This window comes from Nonomuraea turcica, assembly GCF_030718205.1.
GTDB lineage: Bacteria > Actinomycetota > Actinomycetes > Streptosporangiales > Streptosporangiaceae > Nonomuraea.
The window spans coordinates 196,582-211,432 of sequence record NZ_JAUZQF010000009.1 but is presented as its reverse complement, the minus strand read 5'-3'; the positions used below and the strand labels follow the sequence as shown (position 1 = coordinate 211,432).

The 14,851-nt window shown below is 67.3% G+C and carries 20 protein-coding genes; 7 read left to right on the top strand and 13 right to left on the bottom strand.

The annotated features are described in order from the left end of the window. Window positions 1–6: 6 nt before the first annotated feature. Window positions 7–738 (top strand): HAD family hydrolase, encoded by a 732-nt coding sequence (locus Q9G87_RS24235; RefSeq protein WP_305918738.1) that lies wholly within the window; start codon window positions 7–9, stop codon window positions 736–738. An 875-nt stretch (window positions 739–1,613) separates the two neighbouring features. Here Q9G87_RS24235 and Q9G87_RS24230 read toward each other — a convergent pair. Beyond that, complete coding sequence (locus Q9G87_RS24230) at window positions 1,614–1,871, bottom strand: hypothetical protein (protein ID WP_305918737.1); 258 nt, start codon at window positions 1,869–1,871, stop codon at window positions 1,614–1,616. A 231-nt stretch (window positions 1,872–2,102) separates the two neighbouring features. Here Q9G87_RS24230 and Q9G87_RS24225 point away from each other — a divergent pair, with 231 nt between their 5' ends. After that, on the top strand, window positions 2,103–2,561 hold the full coding sequence (locus Q9G87_RS24225) for a hypothetical protein (protein WP_305918736.1): 459 nt from the start codon (window positions 2,103–2,105) through the stop codon (window positions 2,559–2,561). 49 nt (window positions 2,562–2,610) lie between these two features. Here Q9G87_RS24225 and Q9G87_RS24220 read toward each other — a convergent pair whose 3' ends face one another. The 4 genes from Q9G87_RS24220 to Q9G87_RS24205 form a co-directional block, all read right to left on the bottom strand. Continuing rightward, entirely contained in the window at window positions 2,611–3,522 is a 912-nt protein-coding gene (locus Q9G87_RS24220; protein WP_305918735.1) for a peptidoglycan recognition protein family protein, read from the bottom strand. 34 nt (window positions 3,523–3,556) lie between these two features. Beyond that, window positions 3,557–3,763: a hypothetical protein gene (locus Q9G87_RS24215; protein WP_305918734.1), complete on the bottom strand. Its 207-nt coding sequence runs from the start codon at window positions 3,761–3,763 to the stop codon at window positions 3,557–3,559. 87 nt (window positions 3,764–3,850) lie between these two features. Further along, a complete protein-coding gene (locus tag Q9G87_RS24210; protein WP_305918733.1) occupies window positions 3,851–3,979 on the bottom strand; it encodes a hypothetical protein in 129 nt (42 codons plus the stop codon). A 150-nt stretch (window positions 3,980–4,129) separates the two neighbouring features. Continuing rightward, window positions 4,130–4,597: a MarR family transcriptional regulator gene (locus tag Q9G87_RS24205; RefSeq protein ID WP_305918732.1), complete on the bottom strand. Its 468-nt coding sequence runs from the start codon at window positions 4,595–4,597 to the stop codon at window positions 4,130–4,132. Window positions 4,598–4,659: 62 nt separating this feature from the next. On the opposite strand from Q9G87_RS24205, the gene Q9G87_RS24200 reads away from it, so the two are divergent. Continuing rightward, complete coding sequence (locus Q9G87_RS24200; protein ID WP_305918731.1) at window positions 4,660–5,046, top strand: tautomerase family protein; 387 nt, start codon at window positions 4,660–4,662, stop codon at window positions 5,044–5,046. Window positions 5,047–5,071: 25 nt separating this feature from the next. On the opposite strand, the gene Q9G87_RS24195 is transcribed toward Q9G87_RS24200, so the two are convergent. From Q9G87_RS24195 to Q9G87_RS24170, 6 genes are all read right to left on the bottom strand, one after another. Beyond that, complete coding sequence (locus Q9G87_RS24195; RefSeq protein ID WP_305918730.1) at window positions 5,072–5,209, bottom strand: hypothetical protein; 138 nt, start codon at window positions 5,207–5,209, stop codon at window positions 5,072–5,074. 187 nt (window positions 5,210–5,396) lie between these two features. Then, on the bottom strand, window positions 5,397–6,374 hold the full coding sequence (locus Q9G87_RS24190; protein WP_452449944.1) for an IS1634 family transposase: 978 nt from the start codon (window positions 6,372–6,374) through the stop codon (window positions 5,397–5,399). Then, on the bottom strand, window positions 6,314–6,688 hold the full coding sequence (locus tag Q9G87_RS24185) for a DUF4277 domain-containing protein (protein ID WP_305918729.1): 375 nt from the start codon (window positions 6,686–6,688) through the stop codon (window positions 6,314–6,316). Before Q9G87_RS24185 ends, Q9G87_RS24190 begins: the two co-directional genes overlap by 61 nt. Before the next feature lie 155 nt (window positions 6,689–6,843). Beyond that, window positions 6,844–7,251 (bottom strand): hypothetical protein, encoded by a 408-nt coding sequence (locus tag Q9G87_RS24180; RefSeq protein ID WP_305918728.1) that lies wholly within the window; start codon window positions 7,249–7,251, stop codon window positions 6,844–6,846. A 749-nt stretch (window positions 7,252–8,000) separates the two neighbouring features. Beyond that, window positions 8,001–8,918 (bottom strand): tyrosine-type recombinase/integrase, encoded by a 918-nt coding sequence (locus Q9G87_RS24175; RefSeq protein WP_305918727.1) that lies wholly within the window; start codon window positions 8,916–8,918, stop codon window positions 8,001–8,003. After that, window positions 8,915–9,223, bottom strand: coding sequence for a hypothetical protein (locus tag Q9G87_RS24170; protein ID WP_305918726.1), 309 nt, complete (start codon window positions 9,221–9,223; stop codon window positions 8,915–8,917). The genes Q9G87_RS24175 and Q9G87_RS24170 overlap by 4 nt, the downstream gene beginning before the upstream one ends. Before the next feature lie 184 nt (window positions 9,224–9,407). On the opposite strand from Q9G87_RS24170, the gene Q9G87_RS24165 reads away from it, so the two are divergent. From Q9G87_RS24165 to Q9G87_RS60760, 3 genes are all read left to right on the top strand, one after another. Next, the gene (locus Q9G87_RS24165; protein ID WP_305918725.1) at window positions 9,408–9,989 is read left to right on the top strand and encodes a hypothetical protein; all 582 of its coding nucleotides are present in this window, start codon (window positions 9,408–9,410) and stop codon (window positions 9,987–9,989) included. Window positions 9,990–10,477: 488 nt separating this feature from the next. Continuing rightward, the gene (locus tag Q9G87_RS24160) at window positions 10,478–10,870 is read left to right on the top strand and encodes a hypothetical protein (RefSeq protein ID WP_305918724.1); all 393 of its coding nucleotides are present in this window, start codon (window positions 10,478–10,480) and stop codon (window positions 10,868–10,870) included. Between the two features lie 314 nt (window positions 10,871–11,184). Continuing rightward, on the top strand, window positions 11,185–11,388 hold the full coding sequence (locus Q9G87_RS60760) for an RICIN domain-containing protein (protein ID WP_371825818.1): 204 nt from the start codon (window positions 11,185–11,187) through the stop codon (window positions 11,386–11,388). Between the two features lie 115 nt (window positions 11,389–11,503). On the opposite strand, the gene Q9G87_RS24155 is transcribed toward Q9G87_RS60760, so the two are convergent. Beyond that, on the bottom strand, window positions 11,504–12,475 hold the full coding sequence (locus Q9G87_RS24155) for an NAD-dependent epimerase/dehydratase family protein (RefSeq protein WP_305918723.1): 972 nt from the start codon (window positions 12,473–12,475) through the stop codon (window positions 11,504–11,506). Between the two features lie 207 nt (window positions 12,476–12,682). On the opposite strand from Q9G87_RS24155, the gene Q9G87_RS24150 reads away from it, so the two are divergent. Next, window positions 12,683–13,516, top strand: coding sequence for a class I SAM-dependent methyltransferase (locus Q9G87_RS24150; RefSeq protein ID WP_305918722.1), 834 nt, complete (start codon window positions 12,683–12,685; stop codon window positions 13,514–13,516). 50 nt (window positions 13,517–13,566) lie between these two features. Here the strand turns inward: Q9G87_RS24150 and Q9G87_RS24145 are convergent, their stop codons facing one another. After that, window positions 13,567–14,757, bottom strand: coding sequence for a helix-turn-helix transcriptional regulator (locus tag Q9G87_RS24145; protein ID WP_305918721.1), 1,191 nt, complete (start codon window positions 14,755–14,757; stop codon window positions 13,567–13,569). Between the last annotated feature and the right edge of the window lie 94 nt (window positions 14,758–14,851).

Below are 14,851 nucleotides of genomic sequence, written 5' to 3'. Positions count from 1 at the left end.
CATCCTATGGCAGATGTGATTTTCTTCGATCTGGACGGCACCCTGGTCGATCATCGAAGCGCGGTCTTGGAAACGATCGACCAGATCGTCCAGGCCGCGCCGAACGCGACGGCTCCACCGGAAGAACTGGTGACGTTGTGGTGGACGCTGGAGGGGCGGCACATGCGGGAATACCTGGCCGGTCAGTGCTCCTTCGCTGAGCACCACCGACGCAGGCTCCGTTCCTTCCTGCCGATGCTCGGCGAGCCGGTTCCGGAAAGTCCCGGCCTTCTGGACGCCTGGATCGCCGAGCGCTACCTCACCGTGTTCGAGGAGTCCTGGCGGTGCTATCCCGATGTCCAGCCCTGCCTGGAGACCCTGAGACGGCTTCCCCGAGGACCGCGTCTGGCCGTTCTCACCAACGGGGACCCCGAGCAGCAGCGCGCCAAGCTCGCCCGCTTCGGCCTCCTCGAATACTTCGAAGCCGTCCTGACCCCGACCGAGCTCGGTGTGGCCAAGCCCGTCGCCTACGCCACCGCCTGCCGGTGGATGCGGACGGACCCCGCGCAGGCGGTCAACGTGGGCGACATGCTGGAAAGCGATGTAAACGCGGCCGCCCTCGCCGGGCTCACCGGCATCTGGCTGGACCGCGGCATCGACTTCATCACCGGTGGACCATCGCCGACGGCAGACGAGACGGTGTTCCGCATCGAACGGCTCACCGACCTCCCTGACCACCTATCACGCACGAACGCCTGACCGGCTCTCACAGCCGTCGTAAGTGAGCGACCCGGGTCAACGCCCTCCCCCGGTGCACGCATCAGCTGGTCCAAGAATCATGGCCAGGTTTCAACTACCGTGGCTCGGCTCATCAGTGCAGGTGATCCCAGGCCGGCCGTGTCGGCGACGGGTGAAGAATCGATGCCATGAAGCCCTGAAAGTCACAGACAGCGACCTCGGAAACGTGATCGCGTCCGAGGCTGTCGCAGAACTCTCACAGATGGTCATTTCTGAGAACACGATCGGTAGCCATCATCACGCAGAGCTACTTTGGGGCTCATCGCATGAACCCGAGTGGTGGGCCTGGTCGACGGCCTGGCGGTCGCGGGCGGCGGCCTGGACCAGGCGTGCGTGGCGGCGCTGGGCCGCGCGGCGGTCGCTCACCCGCAGCACGGGCGCCAGGGCCTCCCAAGTGACGCCAGCGTCGCGAGCAGCGGCGATGAGCGCGGGCTCGACGTCGGCCAGCCAGTCACGCGGTCCGCTCGACCGACGTCACCGCACGTGCCTCCCGGCTCAACCCGCCAACGGACGAGACACACCGTAGCTAGACGAATACGCGCACAAAAGACGAAGAAGATCACAGCTTCAACAAGCCACCCGCTCACCCCTCCAAGATCATCCCAATGTGGGTTTTGGGCTTATGTGGGCTAACCCCCAACTAGAAGCATCCCCGTGATCAAGGGGATGCCTCTGTTTGAACTACTTCGCCAACAGCGTCCCTCCGAAGAGGTGGACGGGGGCTCACATATGTCCAGCGGCGGCCCGTTGACCCGGGCCGCGCGAAGGGCGCCGCCTCACGACGACGCAGTCTCGCGCTCGCCCGGATCGGCTCCGGGCGCGAGACGATCACGATCCTAGCGCTGATCCATAGGGAGGTCGGGCCGGGCGGTGTGCTTGGCGACGTACCCGGACACGTACGTGATCAGGCCAGGCAGCAGCGGAATCGACAGGGACTCCAGCCAGTCGGGCAGGAACGCGATCAGGTCGAGGTCGGCGTTGACGGTCTGCAGAACGGTCAGGACCGCGAGCAGGCCGAGGTAGGAGCCCGCGGTGGCCGCAGTGACCTTCCGCTCGACCTTGGGCTTGCCGTAGCTGATGGGCTCTCCGTGCATGGGTTTCCCTCCAACAAGGGTGCGGACATGCGAACGCGCCCGCCCAAGCTGAGCAGACGCCATGGTGTCGGTTCGGTTAGTTGCTCTCGTCGATTCAGCGGGGTCACGGCCGTTGAGGGAGCCGGGGGTTGCCACAGCGTGCGGCCGACCCGCTCGGCGTCCTGGGCGAGGACCGGAACGGCGTCACGGAACCCACTAGGCAGCGACCTGTGCCGCTTCTACGCTCCGATCATGGCGGACATCAGCTACTTCGAGGCGTGGGGCATGTGGCTGGACGGCAGGTCCACGCTCGGAAACGATCTGCTCGGCCTGCCGATGATCTGGTGGGGGCGGGCGGGGAAGATCCTTTCCTTTATGAGTGGCGCCGCGATCGTCGTCGAGCTCGTCAGTCCGGAGACGTTCATGCGCTATGGGAAGCGGTTAGAGCGCATACTTGACATCAGCGTGTGGCGGGTTCCGGTAGTGGTGTTTGCTGCTGGCTTGATCGCAGGGCTCCTGACTCCGCCGCTCACCTTCGACGCGCCCAGCCTTCTTGCCAACTTAGCCGGGTGGGTGATCGCGATGGTGGGCGTGTGGTTCCTGGTCATCATGTATCACTGGCTGATGAGTCCACAGCGGGCGACCATCATGCGCTGGGTCGCCCTCAGCCTGCTTCTGATCGGCTTCCACTTCGACCTGCTCGCCTCCTAGGCAACCACTGACTGGGCGGACACGCACTCGCCGGTCATGCGAGCGGTTTTCATGACCAGGTGATGTCCCACGTCTCCTCATCGATGACGCCGGTCGGCTTCACCCCGACCTTCTCCTGGTAGCCGGCGCATACCGCCTTCGACTGCGGGCCATAAACGCCGTCGACGTCGATCGTCCAGCCGCGCTTGCGCAGCTTGTGCTGCCAGGCGTGCACGTCGTTGCCCTGCATGTACGGGTCGGTGAGCTTGATGACGCGGCCGGGCCAGACGGGGACGCTGTCCTTGTAGACGAGCCGGATGGGCTTCTCCACCGGCTCGTCCGGCCGCGGAGCTCCCGCCCGGACCCACGCATACAGCGGCCCGCCGGGGCAGGAGGTGGCGTAGCCGTCGCGGTGGCCCTTGATCTCGTTACCGGCGTCGCCCTTGTCGCGCAGGTACTCGATCGCGTCCCGCAGCGCGTGCAGCATGGCGTCGTTCGGCTTGGTGAACCCGGAGTCGCCGACCAACGCCAGCACCGCGTAATGCTGGCTGTTCAGACCCGGGCCGTTCGCGGCGGGCACGCGGTGCGCGCCGCGGCCGATGAACACGTACGAGTGCGGACAGCAGATCAGGTTGTAGCCGATGTCGATGTACTTCTCGCCCCGGCCGCCCGACATGTGCATCTGCTGGATCTGGTGGACGAGCTGCACGCACAGCTTGTGCTTCTTCGGCCCGGCGATGTCCGCGGGGATGGGCCCGCCGGTGTAGTGGATCTTCACGCCGCGCGTGGAAGAGACGTGCGTGTAGTCGCCCGGTCGGAGGCGCGGCGTTCCAGGCGGCGCGCGAAACCTGCTCCAAGGGGTCACCTCTCTTGAGGGTTGGAGGTTGAGCCACTCGGCCACGGTCAGGCCGAACACATGGGCGGGAATGTAGATCGGGAGGACGGCGGGCACGAGCAGCACGCCGTCCTGGCACGGGAACACCGTGCCAATGGGATGGGAGGGCAAGGGGGGGTGGTCAGCCTCGCGTGAGCTGGATGAGCGCGATGACCGTGCCCGCCACCAGTAGCAGCACGGTGACGACGGCGATGATCTGCTTGGTGCGGTCGGACAGCTGCGTGGTCGTCACGGCCGACTTCTCGACCTCGGCCAGCCGAGCCTGCAACTGCTCGACCTGCTTGGCCAGCTCGGCGTGCTTGTCATCGAGCTGGTCGAGCCGCTGCAAGATGAGCCGGTGCTGCTGTTCGTTCGCTCGAACCCCAGCTCGACCGCGCCGCGCAGCTCGGCCAGCGCCAGCGCCAGGTTCGGAGTCTCATCCACCGGCCACCGTCCACGGCTTGCGGCCCATCCACGTCGCCGGCGGTTTGAGCGCGTACGACGGCGTGGCAGGACCGGTCTTGTTGCTGCGGTGCCACTCCACCGACAGGCGGCGGGCCTGCACGCGGGCCGGGTCCAGCCTCGATCAGGTCCCTAACGAGGCTGGACCCGAACGCGATGTCCGGGCCCCTGCTCGTCGCGCCGCTCAGGTCATGAAGACGCCTGTAGAAGCCACGACGCTAGCCCGGTTTTCCGCACATACGTGATCTTCAGCTCAGCCGTGCATCCGCTTGCCCAAGGCGGTCTCGAAGGCACGCATCGTCCGCACGATCGTGGCGCGTTCGGCCGGCGTGAGGTCGGCCAGGACCTCGGCCCACGTCAGCGCGCTGCCCGCCAGCCACTCGCGGATCGGCTCGACGTACTGCGGTGCGATCGCGACGACCCGCCGTCGCCGGTCGACATCGTCCTCTTCCCGCGTCAGGACACCGCGGCGAGACAGGTCACCCACCATGAGGCTGACGGTCGTCGGAGCGATCTCCAGCCGCTCCGCCAGCTGGCTCACCGTGAGAGAACCGTCGTACTGCAGGTAGGCCAGCAGTGACAGGTGGCGGGGCGCGAGATCGAGCGTCCGCAGCGCCTCCGGGACGGGCAGCCGCTTGGCTCTCCCGACGATCCTGGGCATCAGCAGCAGCATGGATCGCACCGCCTGGTCGGTGGTCATGCCGTCCGCGTTGTTGACCATCTGGCACCTCGCCAATTACCTTTGACATCAAAGCTAATTTGAGAATAAACAGGAGATCTACGATGCCACATCTGACGGTCCGAGTCCTGGAGCCGCAGCTCCAGGGCAACGAATCGGCCCTCATCGCCGCGCTGACCGACGCGGTGGTCGACGTATACGGCGAGTGGGCGCGCGACATCGCGGTCATCCACCTCGACGGCGTACCCGCCGGACGGTGGGGCCTGCGGGGCAAGCCGGTCGACGAGGCCCCACCCGCGATCATGTTCGGTATCCGCGAGGCGGCGTTCACCCGTCCCGACAGCGGCGAGCTCGTTGCCAAGCTCGTGCGAACTGTCACCGACTCCGTCGCCGACGTCCTCGGAGCGCACTTGCGCGACACCATCACGGTCGAGCTCGTCGCCACCCCGGCCGGCCGCACTGCGATCGGAGGTGTGATCGTCGACAGCTAGCCCCGTTTCCGCACGTGAGTGATCTTCAGCGGAGATCTCGTGGGTCGATGTCGAGGAGATCCAGGAGGCGGAGTTGGAGGTCTGAGGGTTGCGGGATGGTCGGGGGTGACTGGCCGGTGCCCGGGATGAGCCGGATACCGGCCAGGGCGTCGAGGATGAGCATGCCGGTGGGGATGGCGGGTCGGCCTGCGTACAGACCTGCGACTTTGGTCGCGCCTCGTGCGTCCAGAGCCTGGCGGACCTGGCGTTCGATCAGGCAGAAGATGAGCAGGGCCAGGCAGATGACGGTGATCAGCGCGTTGATGCGGCGATTGTTCTTCAGATACAGGTTGGTGACGGCCAGCGGTCCTTTAAACGCGGCGTGGCGGCGTTCGACGGCTTCTTGGCCTTTGTAGTGACGCAGTTACCTGTTCGGCGTCGGCGCTCTGGGTGGGCAGGTTGGTCAGCAGGGCGTACCAGCCGTCGGTGGCGGCTTCGGCGTCAAGCGCGGCCTGGTCGAAGTGCCAGGCCAGGGTGGGTTTGCCGGTGACCGCGTCGGTGCCGGTGACCGCGGTCAGATAGGCGCTCACGCGCCGGGCGCGGCCGATGGCGGTGACACGGTCGGCGACCGCCTGCTGATCGGGGTAGTGGCGGCTGCCCAGACCGCGTTCCAGCCGGGCCAGATCCTCGCGGGCGCGCTCCAGCTTCTTGGCCCGGGCGGTGGCGGCCGCCTGAGCGCGGGCCGAGGAATGCACGAAGACCCTGCGTAAGTCCAGGACAGGGTCCTTCTTGCGCGGCCCGGCCAGTGTCATGACGTCTTCGGCCACATGCCAGACACCGCGTTGCCCGGCTGGCTGACCCGCATCGCGGGCGGCGGCATAGTCCACCTTGGTCGCATCAGCCAGGTCGAGGCCGGCCAGCACCTCGGCGGGGCCGTAGGTTTTGGAGGCCGGAGCGATGAAAGCGACGTGCTCGGCGCTCATCGCGGCCAAATTCGCATACGAGATCAGCTTGGAGTCACCGATCATCAGCATCGGTTGCGGGCCGGCCAGCTTCGGCAGCGCCTGCATCGCCGGAATGACCTGACTCACCTCGCCGGCTCCGCCGTCGTAGGCGCGGTGGAAGACCGGGACGGCGCCGTCGGCGGCCACGGCGAGGCCGGCCTGAATCTGTTTGAGATCCGGCCGGCGATCCTTGGGATGGCCGAACTTCGGCGCGGGCGCGGCGGGGTCGGCCTGCTCGCAGTCGCCATGCAACGAGATCGAGGTCAAGTCCCAGTGCAGGCGCCTCACGTCGATGCCGAACGCCTCGATCGCGGCCAGTCCGACCGATCCGGCCAGGTGGTCCAGATGCGGCGCGATCGCGTCCAGCGCCCGGCCGATCCGGTCATCGTTGAGCAGCTCCGGCTCCACCCGAAGGCCTCACCCACCGCCCACGCCCGCGCCCACTCTTGCACGTGCACCAGCGGGGCCAGCGAGGTCAGCCGGTTGGCCACCAGCACCTCGATCACCTGGCCATGGGTCCACTCGGCCACATCCCGCACCGGACAGGCCGCATCGACCAGCTCCCGGATCCGCAACCGGGAGCAGAACCCGGCCACCACCGGTAACGCCCCGAGCATCTTCTCGATACTGGCCTGACCCCGCTGCGCACGTTGTCTCACGAGCCCAAGGTCATACCGCGCCGACCAGCCGAGATCAACACCAGCATCCGCTTGATCCTCAACTACCTCAACGTGCGGAAAACAGGGCTAGCGCCCCGATCACGCGGAAAGACTCCTCCTGCCGGGAAAGTCTTTCCGCTGCGAGGCGTCGAGGGTCAGCCGCAGTGCTCCCAGGGGCTCTCCCACCACTGGTCGCCGTAGGAGCCGCCCCACATGATGCACTTGCCCGGCGCATAGGCCTTGACCGGGCCGGCGTAATAGCGGTAGTAATTCGCGTCCACCTGCCCCGGCGAGCCGTACGCCTGCACCATCGCACGCACCCAGGCAGTATTGCCCCTCGCTCCCGTCTTCCATGTCACCACGCAGTTGGTGCTGCCGTTGTAGAGCAGGTAGGTGGTGGCGCTGGAGCCGAAGGCGTGGCTGTCGATCACATGGTAGCTGCCGCCGCCGCAGGCCTCGATGGGCGAGGACGCTGCCATGGCCGGACCGCTCAAAGTGACGGACGCTGCCAGCGTGGCCGCCATGCCGAGAGCGAGGGCCGCACTTCGCTTGATATTGCCCACGTGGGGGTGCCTCCTCATTATCTTCACTGTGGTGATCACAATAGGGGCAACGCCGTACGGCGCCGAGCGATCAGCACATGAACACCTGTCACCGATCAAGAGGGCGACCGTGGACACTGGCACGCTGACTCCGCGGGACTGCCAGGAGGAGGCCCCTCGCAGGAAATGGGTGTCCGCGTCCGGCTCGAAAAGGCTCACAGATAGGCGCGGGCGAGCTCGGATTTCGAGCTTGGACGCCGCGGTGGTGGAGGTGGCTGTCGAGGTGACGAGTACCGTGCGGGAGTGCGGGTCGCCGACCGCTACCGATGGGGTCAAGTGCAACCAGCGGAACGCCGACCCGGGGTCGCTACCCCACAGAGATTGATCTTTATGGGGTGGCGCCATGAAGGCCAGAGCCTTACTCGATCGCGGCGGTGACCAGGTCGGAGGGGTCGTCCTCCAGCCGGTCCCGCGCTTCCAGGTAGATGTCCGTCGTTGCCGAGTTCGCGTGCCCAAGCGCGGCCTGGATCTTCTTCACGCCGACGCCCGATTCCTAACTGGTAGAGAGCATTGTTCGAACCCTGCGAGTGCCTCAGCCTGACGAACGGACCGAGCTGACGCTTGTCCTCGTCGCTGCTTGTTCTTGCTGCATCTGACGCAGCATCTCGTCGTCGAGTGCAACCGAATTGAGTGCCTCATTGTGTCGTCTGGTGCAACCGACGTGATGTCATCGCAGGTCACCAGCCGAGCGCTATCAGCGCCTTCCCGCTCTATGACGCCAGGGCCCCACGTTGGATCGCAGGCAGCCGCCATTCGCGGATCTTGCCGAATGATGCGCTCGATGCAACTCCGCCCATTTCTGCCAGCATCGCGAACGTATGCCGGAGTTGGTGGGGGTGTAGGCCCTCGATTCCGGCCTGCCGCCCGATGCGTTCCACCAGCTCGTACACGTCCTTGCGGTCCAGCCGCTGCCCCGAGCCGGACGCGAACAGCGGCCCGTCCAGGTGCTCCACCGCCAGCCCGGTCCGCTCCGCCCGGTCGGTCAGGTAGCAGTCGATCGCGTGCGCCGCCGCTGGCGGGACCTTGCGCGTCTTCGGCTTGCTGCCCTTGGCGACGATCCGCAGTGTGCGGTGGCCGCGCTCGTACCCGAGATCGGACAGCTGCGCGGCCAGGGCCTCGGTGACGCGGACGCCGGTCTCCATGAGCAGCCGGATCAGCGCCGCGGTGCGGAGCCGCTCGCGGCCGTGGTCGTGGTCGGCCGCGAGCAGCACGTCGCGGGCCTCGGCGCGGGTTAACGCCACGGTCTCCGAGTGCTGCCGGTCCACCTTCGGCCGCCGTACCCGCTCGAACGGGTTGAACTCGGCCGCCGCCTCCTCCACCAGGTAGCTGTACCAGGACGACACCGTGGCGAGCCGCCGCGCGAGCGTCTTGGCGGGGAGCGGCTTGCCGGCCTTTAGGTCGAGCCACCGCTTGTAAACGTCGCCGTGCGGCCGCCGTACCTCCAGGATGTCGAGCTCGTGGGCTTCGCAGAACGCGAACCACATCTCGATGTCCCGCCGGTAGGCGTCGCGGGTGTTGGCCGACCCGTACGACAGTAGCCACGCCCGGGTGAAGTCGCGGACGTACCCGGTCAAGGTGGGCGGGAACGCGGGCGTGCCGGCATGGGTGGGGATCAGCCCGGTCGTCACGGCGAGTCCTCCCCGAAGTAGTGCTCTGGGCGGTAGTCGGCGACGACCACTCCCCTGCGCCGGATCTGCACCGCCTCGACCTCGATGTCCACGCGCATGAGATGCGCCTTGGCCATGAACTCGGCGACTTGGCGCACGGGGAGCGAGCAGACAATGGCCCAGCCTCGAGTGCCGTCCTCATGTTCTGCCAGGACCGCGACCTCATATAGGTCCTCGCGGGACTCGGGTGTTCCGGGGGTGGGGAGGTGGGCAGACGTGAACGTCTGGGACCGCGCCGGCATGTGCAGGTCGCCGGGGTCGCTCATGATCAGTCGCTCTCAGAGAGGAATGGAATGATGATCACCATATACCCCCATAACCGGGATTATGAGGGGTTCTTGGTGATCATGACCCGAGCTCGAATCCGAACCTAGCCCGAACCCAGAGCCGCCAGATCGCAACTTGATGAACCCGTGCGCCCTCCTACGCCCGCCGCGATCCAATTGCAGCGTGAGTGAACACCCTCCTCCCGCGAACGGTCGCCAGCCTCATCGCCGCCGCCAGGTATCCCCAACCGCAGTTGCAATCGCGGCCACCGTCCTTGGGCTCCTCGCCAACCTCGCGACCAGCACGATCTCGCTGGACGTGAGCCCCGCTACCATGTGGCTGATCACGCTCGGCCTCCTCGCCATCGGCATCGTCATCACGTGGCGAGTAAGAGTCCGCGAGCACAGAGCCCCGACAAGCGCTCCCGATCAGGGCGAGTTGCTCCAATTACGTGTCCAGCGCGTATCGGACGCGTTCGACCACGCCAACAACGCGTTCGCCGATGCCACCACCCTCATGGAAGAACTCCGGCAAGAACTCGCCACTCAAGAAGCCGCCCACCGCCAGCTCGTCGCCGAGGCAGAACACCAACGCACTCTCATCAACATGGACCGCGCCGAAGCCGAAGCCGTCCAAGCCATCATCCTCAGCCACACCCAGACCGACGCCCGCCGGCAACGCGTCCGCGAATGGTCGTTCTTCGGTGCCGGCCTCCTCCTGGCAGTCCCCATCAACATCCTGTCCGACCTCATCGGACCGAAGTAACCCCAGACGGCCGCGCCCCCCGATTGCACCACCGCGCCCGCACCTCACGCTCCACCTGGAGCATCTGATCGAGGCGCACCACCCGCCTGCCCCTCGGTCAGCGTGTGGTGCTGCGACCGGCGCGCTGGATTCTTCGGCCGCCGCACCTTCCTCCTGCTGGCGTAGGCGACGATGGGTTCCGACACTCACGTCGAAGTCGGCAGCGATCTCGGCGATCGGGTCACCGGCCGCGTACGGCTTCAGGAACGCCTCGATCTCCTGCGTGGTGAGTGGCTCGCCCAGCTCGTCACTCATGCCCGGGATCATACGCAGCGGCTGGCCCGGACCGTAGCGGTTGGCCACTGGCCGTCGAGTCACGCGGCGCGCCCCGAGGGCCAGCGTGCGTGAATGTGCAATGACGGTGCGCTCGGCGACAATGACATGCCCCCCGACGTGACGCATCGTGGCATTACGTGTTCGCACATCCGAATCGAAATGAAGGGGAAAGGATGAATGCGCTTGCCCGCAAGGCGATCGCGGTGAGTGCCGCAGCACTTGTGGCGGTTGCGCCGTTCACTGTCTCGCCGAGCCCGGCCGGCGCCTCAGAACAGGCCTGTGGCGCCAACCTTCCCGCCAACCCTAAGCGCTACTTCTATGCTGAGGGGAACTGTGCGATCTTCGGACGTCCCGGTCTCTGGCGCACGTTCACCTGGAGGGTGCTCGGCAATCGCAACGCAGTCCTCCAGGTGCAGACCTACAACACCCGCGGTCAGCCGTACTGGGTAAACTGCGGGTCGTGGCATGGAGGACGCTGCCGCGTTCCGATCGGGGACAACCTCTTCAAGCCCGATTTCCGGGCCTGGAACTGGGCTGGGTTCTCCCACATCCACGTCAGTTACTAACCGGGCCGCAGCCTGTCCGCAGGCACGCAAGGTCTTAAGGTCTCCACAGCACGGTGATCAAAGATCACTTTGTGGGGATGGACGATGCCTTCTCATGAGCTGGGCGATCAGGGTTCGAGACCCGGCTGCGCTCTCAAGAGGGCCCGGCCGATCCTCATCGCGAGGGTGGCCGGGCCTTTTGCCTGTTACGGCTACCGCGAGGTTTACTCTTCGCGCAGGCGGGCGTCGACGGTTGCGTCCACGGGGGACCTCCAGAAACGGGGAGGAGGGGCACAAGAAAGGGCGCGAGCCGTGATGGATAACGGCGCACGGCCATCCAGGCGAACCCAGTCGGCCACACCAATCAGGATTGGCTGGTCGTTGTCAAACGTTCGTCCCCGAAGCGTCACTTTGCACTGAGGAATCGCAAGAGTGGCCTGTGCCTGGGCATTTCGGGAACGAGCACCGATCAGCACGCGCCAGCCGCCCAGTTCCGCTGCGACCATAAGGCAAACCAGCTCTGGTCGGTTCGGCGCTGACCGCGTGGTCGTCGGCGAGTTCTGCACACGCCCGGCTGCTTCGATCCCGCGGCGGTGGTCATCATGCCGGCGCTCGACGTGGCACACGGCGGCTCAATGTCGCGTAAGACACCGGCTATGCGAGCGCGGCCTCGTCGGCCGCCGTGTCCGCGTCCGTCCAGACGTCGGCGGGGGCGTGGGCCAGGTGCCAGCGCACCGAGTCGGCCACGCGTTCGGCGGGGTCGCCGGCAGTCCAGCCGAGCAAGGACTGGGCTCGGGTGACCGAGACCAGCAGGTGCTGGGCCTGCGCCCCGGACAGAGCCAGGTCGTGCGGCAGGGCGCGATCGGGCACCTGGACCAGCTCGGCCGATGAACCGGCGGCCGAAAGGATCTGGCGAAACCACGTGCCGATCGTCGCCGTGCTGGTCTCGCCGAGGTTGATCGCCTGCCCGGCGACCGCCCTGTTGTCGAGCGCGGCCAGGACGCCGGTGGCCACGTCGTCGACATGGCAGCGCGTCCACAGCAGGTTGGCCGCGCCGATGGGGATGCGGGCTCGCCCGGCGCGCACGCGGCGCAAGATCGGCTCCTCGCGGCGCTGCCAGTCGTAGGGTCCGTAGATGAGCGGAAGCCGCAGCACGACCGCGCCCCGCGGCAGCCAGCGCTCCTCGACATCGAGTTTGTCGTAGTCATCGGGCACGTCGGGATGACCGGCACCCCGGTAGGGGTAGCGGTCGCGGCGCAGGGGCGAGTCCTCGGTCAAGGGGAGCGGCGACAGTTCGCGGCCGCAGCGCAGGCCGGTGTAGGCCTCGTAGACGTCCTGGCTTGACAGCACCACCGTGGGCACCTCCGGCAGGACGGGGAGCACGGCATCGACGTCGGCTGCGGTGAACGCACAGGTGTCGACCACCGCGTCGGGGGCGAACTCCTTGATCCGCGCTGCGTGCCGTGCCAGGTCGCGACGCTCGCCGTACAGGTGCTCGCCCGGCACGGCGGGGGAAGATCGGGGGGAGCCGCGGTGAGCCAGCAGGATCGCGTCATCGCGCTGCACAAGCCGTTCGGCCACGTGCCGGCCGAGGAACCAGGTGCCGCCGAGGAGAAGGACACGCATGCTTCCAGCATGCCCGGCCCAGCGAGGTCTGCACGTGAGCGTGCACGGGAGGGCAAGGAGCACCCGGCCGTGCCGGCCGCACAGCGCCGCGCATGCGCCCGCATCCGCCGCGAGAAGGGTCGCCGATGGGCGGCTGGGCCTGGACGAGTGCAGCCTGAAAGTCCAGCCCCCGTGAGCACGCACGACGCACATACTACGGTGGGAGGCGTGTCCGGGTTCTCGGTGAGAGACTTCTATGATGAGCTGGCCGCCGACTACCACCTGGTCTACCCGGACTGGGATGCGAGCATGGCACGCCAGGCCAAGGCGCTGGACGGGCTCATCCGTCCGCGTCTCGGGGCAGGACCGCACCTGGTTCTGGACTGCTCCTGCGGAATCGGCACCCAGTCGATCGGGCTTGCTCTGGCCGGATACAAGGTCGTCGGCAGCGACCTGAGCCCCGTCGCCGCCGCCCGCGCCGCTGTCGAAGCCGCGGCCCGCGGCACCAGTCTTCCAACAGCTGCGGCGGACATGCGCTCACTTCCCTTCACAACATCCGCTTTCGACGTCGTCCTGTGTGCCGACAACTCACTCCCGCATCTGCTTTCCCCGCAAGATCTTCAGACAGCCCTTCTGGGCATGCGACGGGTACTCCGGGACGACGGACTGCTGGTGATCACTGTCCGGGCCTACGACGAGGCCCGCCGGACCCACCCCACGGCGTCACGTCCCCAGGTGTCTCAGACCCCCGACGGCCAGGTGATCACCCTCCAGCTGTGGCACTGGCACGAAGACGGCGAGCGCTACACCCTGGAACACGTCCAGCTCCTGCCCGCCGGAAGCACCTGGGATGTCCGCGTGCGCCGTACCACCTACTGGGCGCTGACCCGCCGGCAATTGACGGATTCCGTGGCCGACGCCGGCTTCACCGGCATCAGCTGGCACACCCCGGCCACCAGCGGGTTCTTTCAGCCCGTGCTCACCGCACAGCGTGTCCCTCCCCACCGCAGCGCCACGGGCAGTGACACTCCCACCAGTCCGGAACAGCCAACGAATCACTGACGCCCCGGCAAGATGGTGAACGTTCCCGCCTCAGCATGGAGTGCAGGGGTTCATTCGCCTGGGCATCCAGCGGCGTCGAGGTTGCCGGGGTCGAAGTGCAAGGGCGCGTAGTGTTCGGCAAAGAGCCTGGCCACCAGCTCTCCGCGGCTGGAGACGCCGACCTTCTCGAAGATCGCCTTGATGTAGTCGCGGATCGTGTGCGCGGACAGCCTGAGCCGGCCGGCGATCTCGGCGGTCGCGGCGCCCTGGGCGATGAGCTGGGTGATCTCCTGCTCGCGAGGGGAGAGCTCGTAGGCCTGAACGATGATCGGCGCGATCTCCGCCGCCTTCGCAGGCTCGATCACGAGCGCCAGGTCGCCAGGCCGGCCGTCGGGGTTCCGCAGGCATGATGCGTGGCAGACAACCCACTGGCCGGTCACAGGAGAGCGCAGCCTGGCCCGGGCGATGCCGCGCTCGCGTGCCTCGGCGATGGCCCGGGCCTGCATGAGCGTCCCGAAGACCACCATCGGCGGCGTGGCGGCATCGGGTGCTTCCAGCACACCGGGTGCAGCCAGGCGGGGTGGGTCGACAAAGCAATCCCCGCGCACCTCTTCGAGCCAGCCGTGGGCGGCATCGTTGCTGGAGATCAGCACACCGTCGGAGCTGAAGAGCATCAGGCCGGGCTCGTGGCCCTCGCCGGGAACGAGCGGGCGCGCGGGCCGTTGCGCGTGTACGCGGATCGCCTCCGCCAGCGGCGTCGACAGGCTGGCGGCCAGTTCGATCTCGTGGGTGTCGAACGCGGGCCGTCCCTGCTCGCGGAGGAGGGCGACGTACCCCCAGGCGCCGTGACCGGCACGGAGCACTACGCGCAGCTCGTCGCCGAACCCCCAGGGCCGGACGAACTCGAGGTAGCGGGCGCTGCGGGCGGGACGGTCGCGGGTTGCGGCCCGCAGCGCGGCGGCAGGGACGGGCGCACGAGCCAGATCCCGGAACAGGTTGACGTCCTGGGTCAGGAACTCGCGCTCCCAGTACGCCATGCACACGTCGGGGTCGCGGCTGCACACGCTCTCCGCTCGGCTGGGCGCGGTCGGCAGTCCAGTCGCCGGATCGGTGGCGAACCAACCCGACCCGTCATACGGAATCAGTCGGCGCAGGTGCCGGGAGGCGACGCGGAACAGCTCGGCGATGCTCTCGGCCGCGGCGGCGTGCTTGAGCAGCAACGCATGGTGATCGGCAGTGGTCGCATTCCAACTCCCGTTCATCCCTCCACTATGGCCAGGCCCGCACGAGGGCGCCAACCCCCCGAATGAGGGGGTGCCGGTCGGCCAGGACCCCGCAATCGCGGTCTCCATCGCC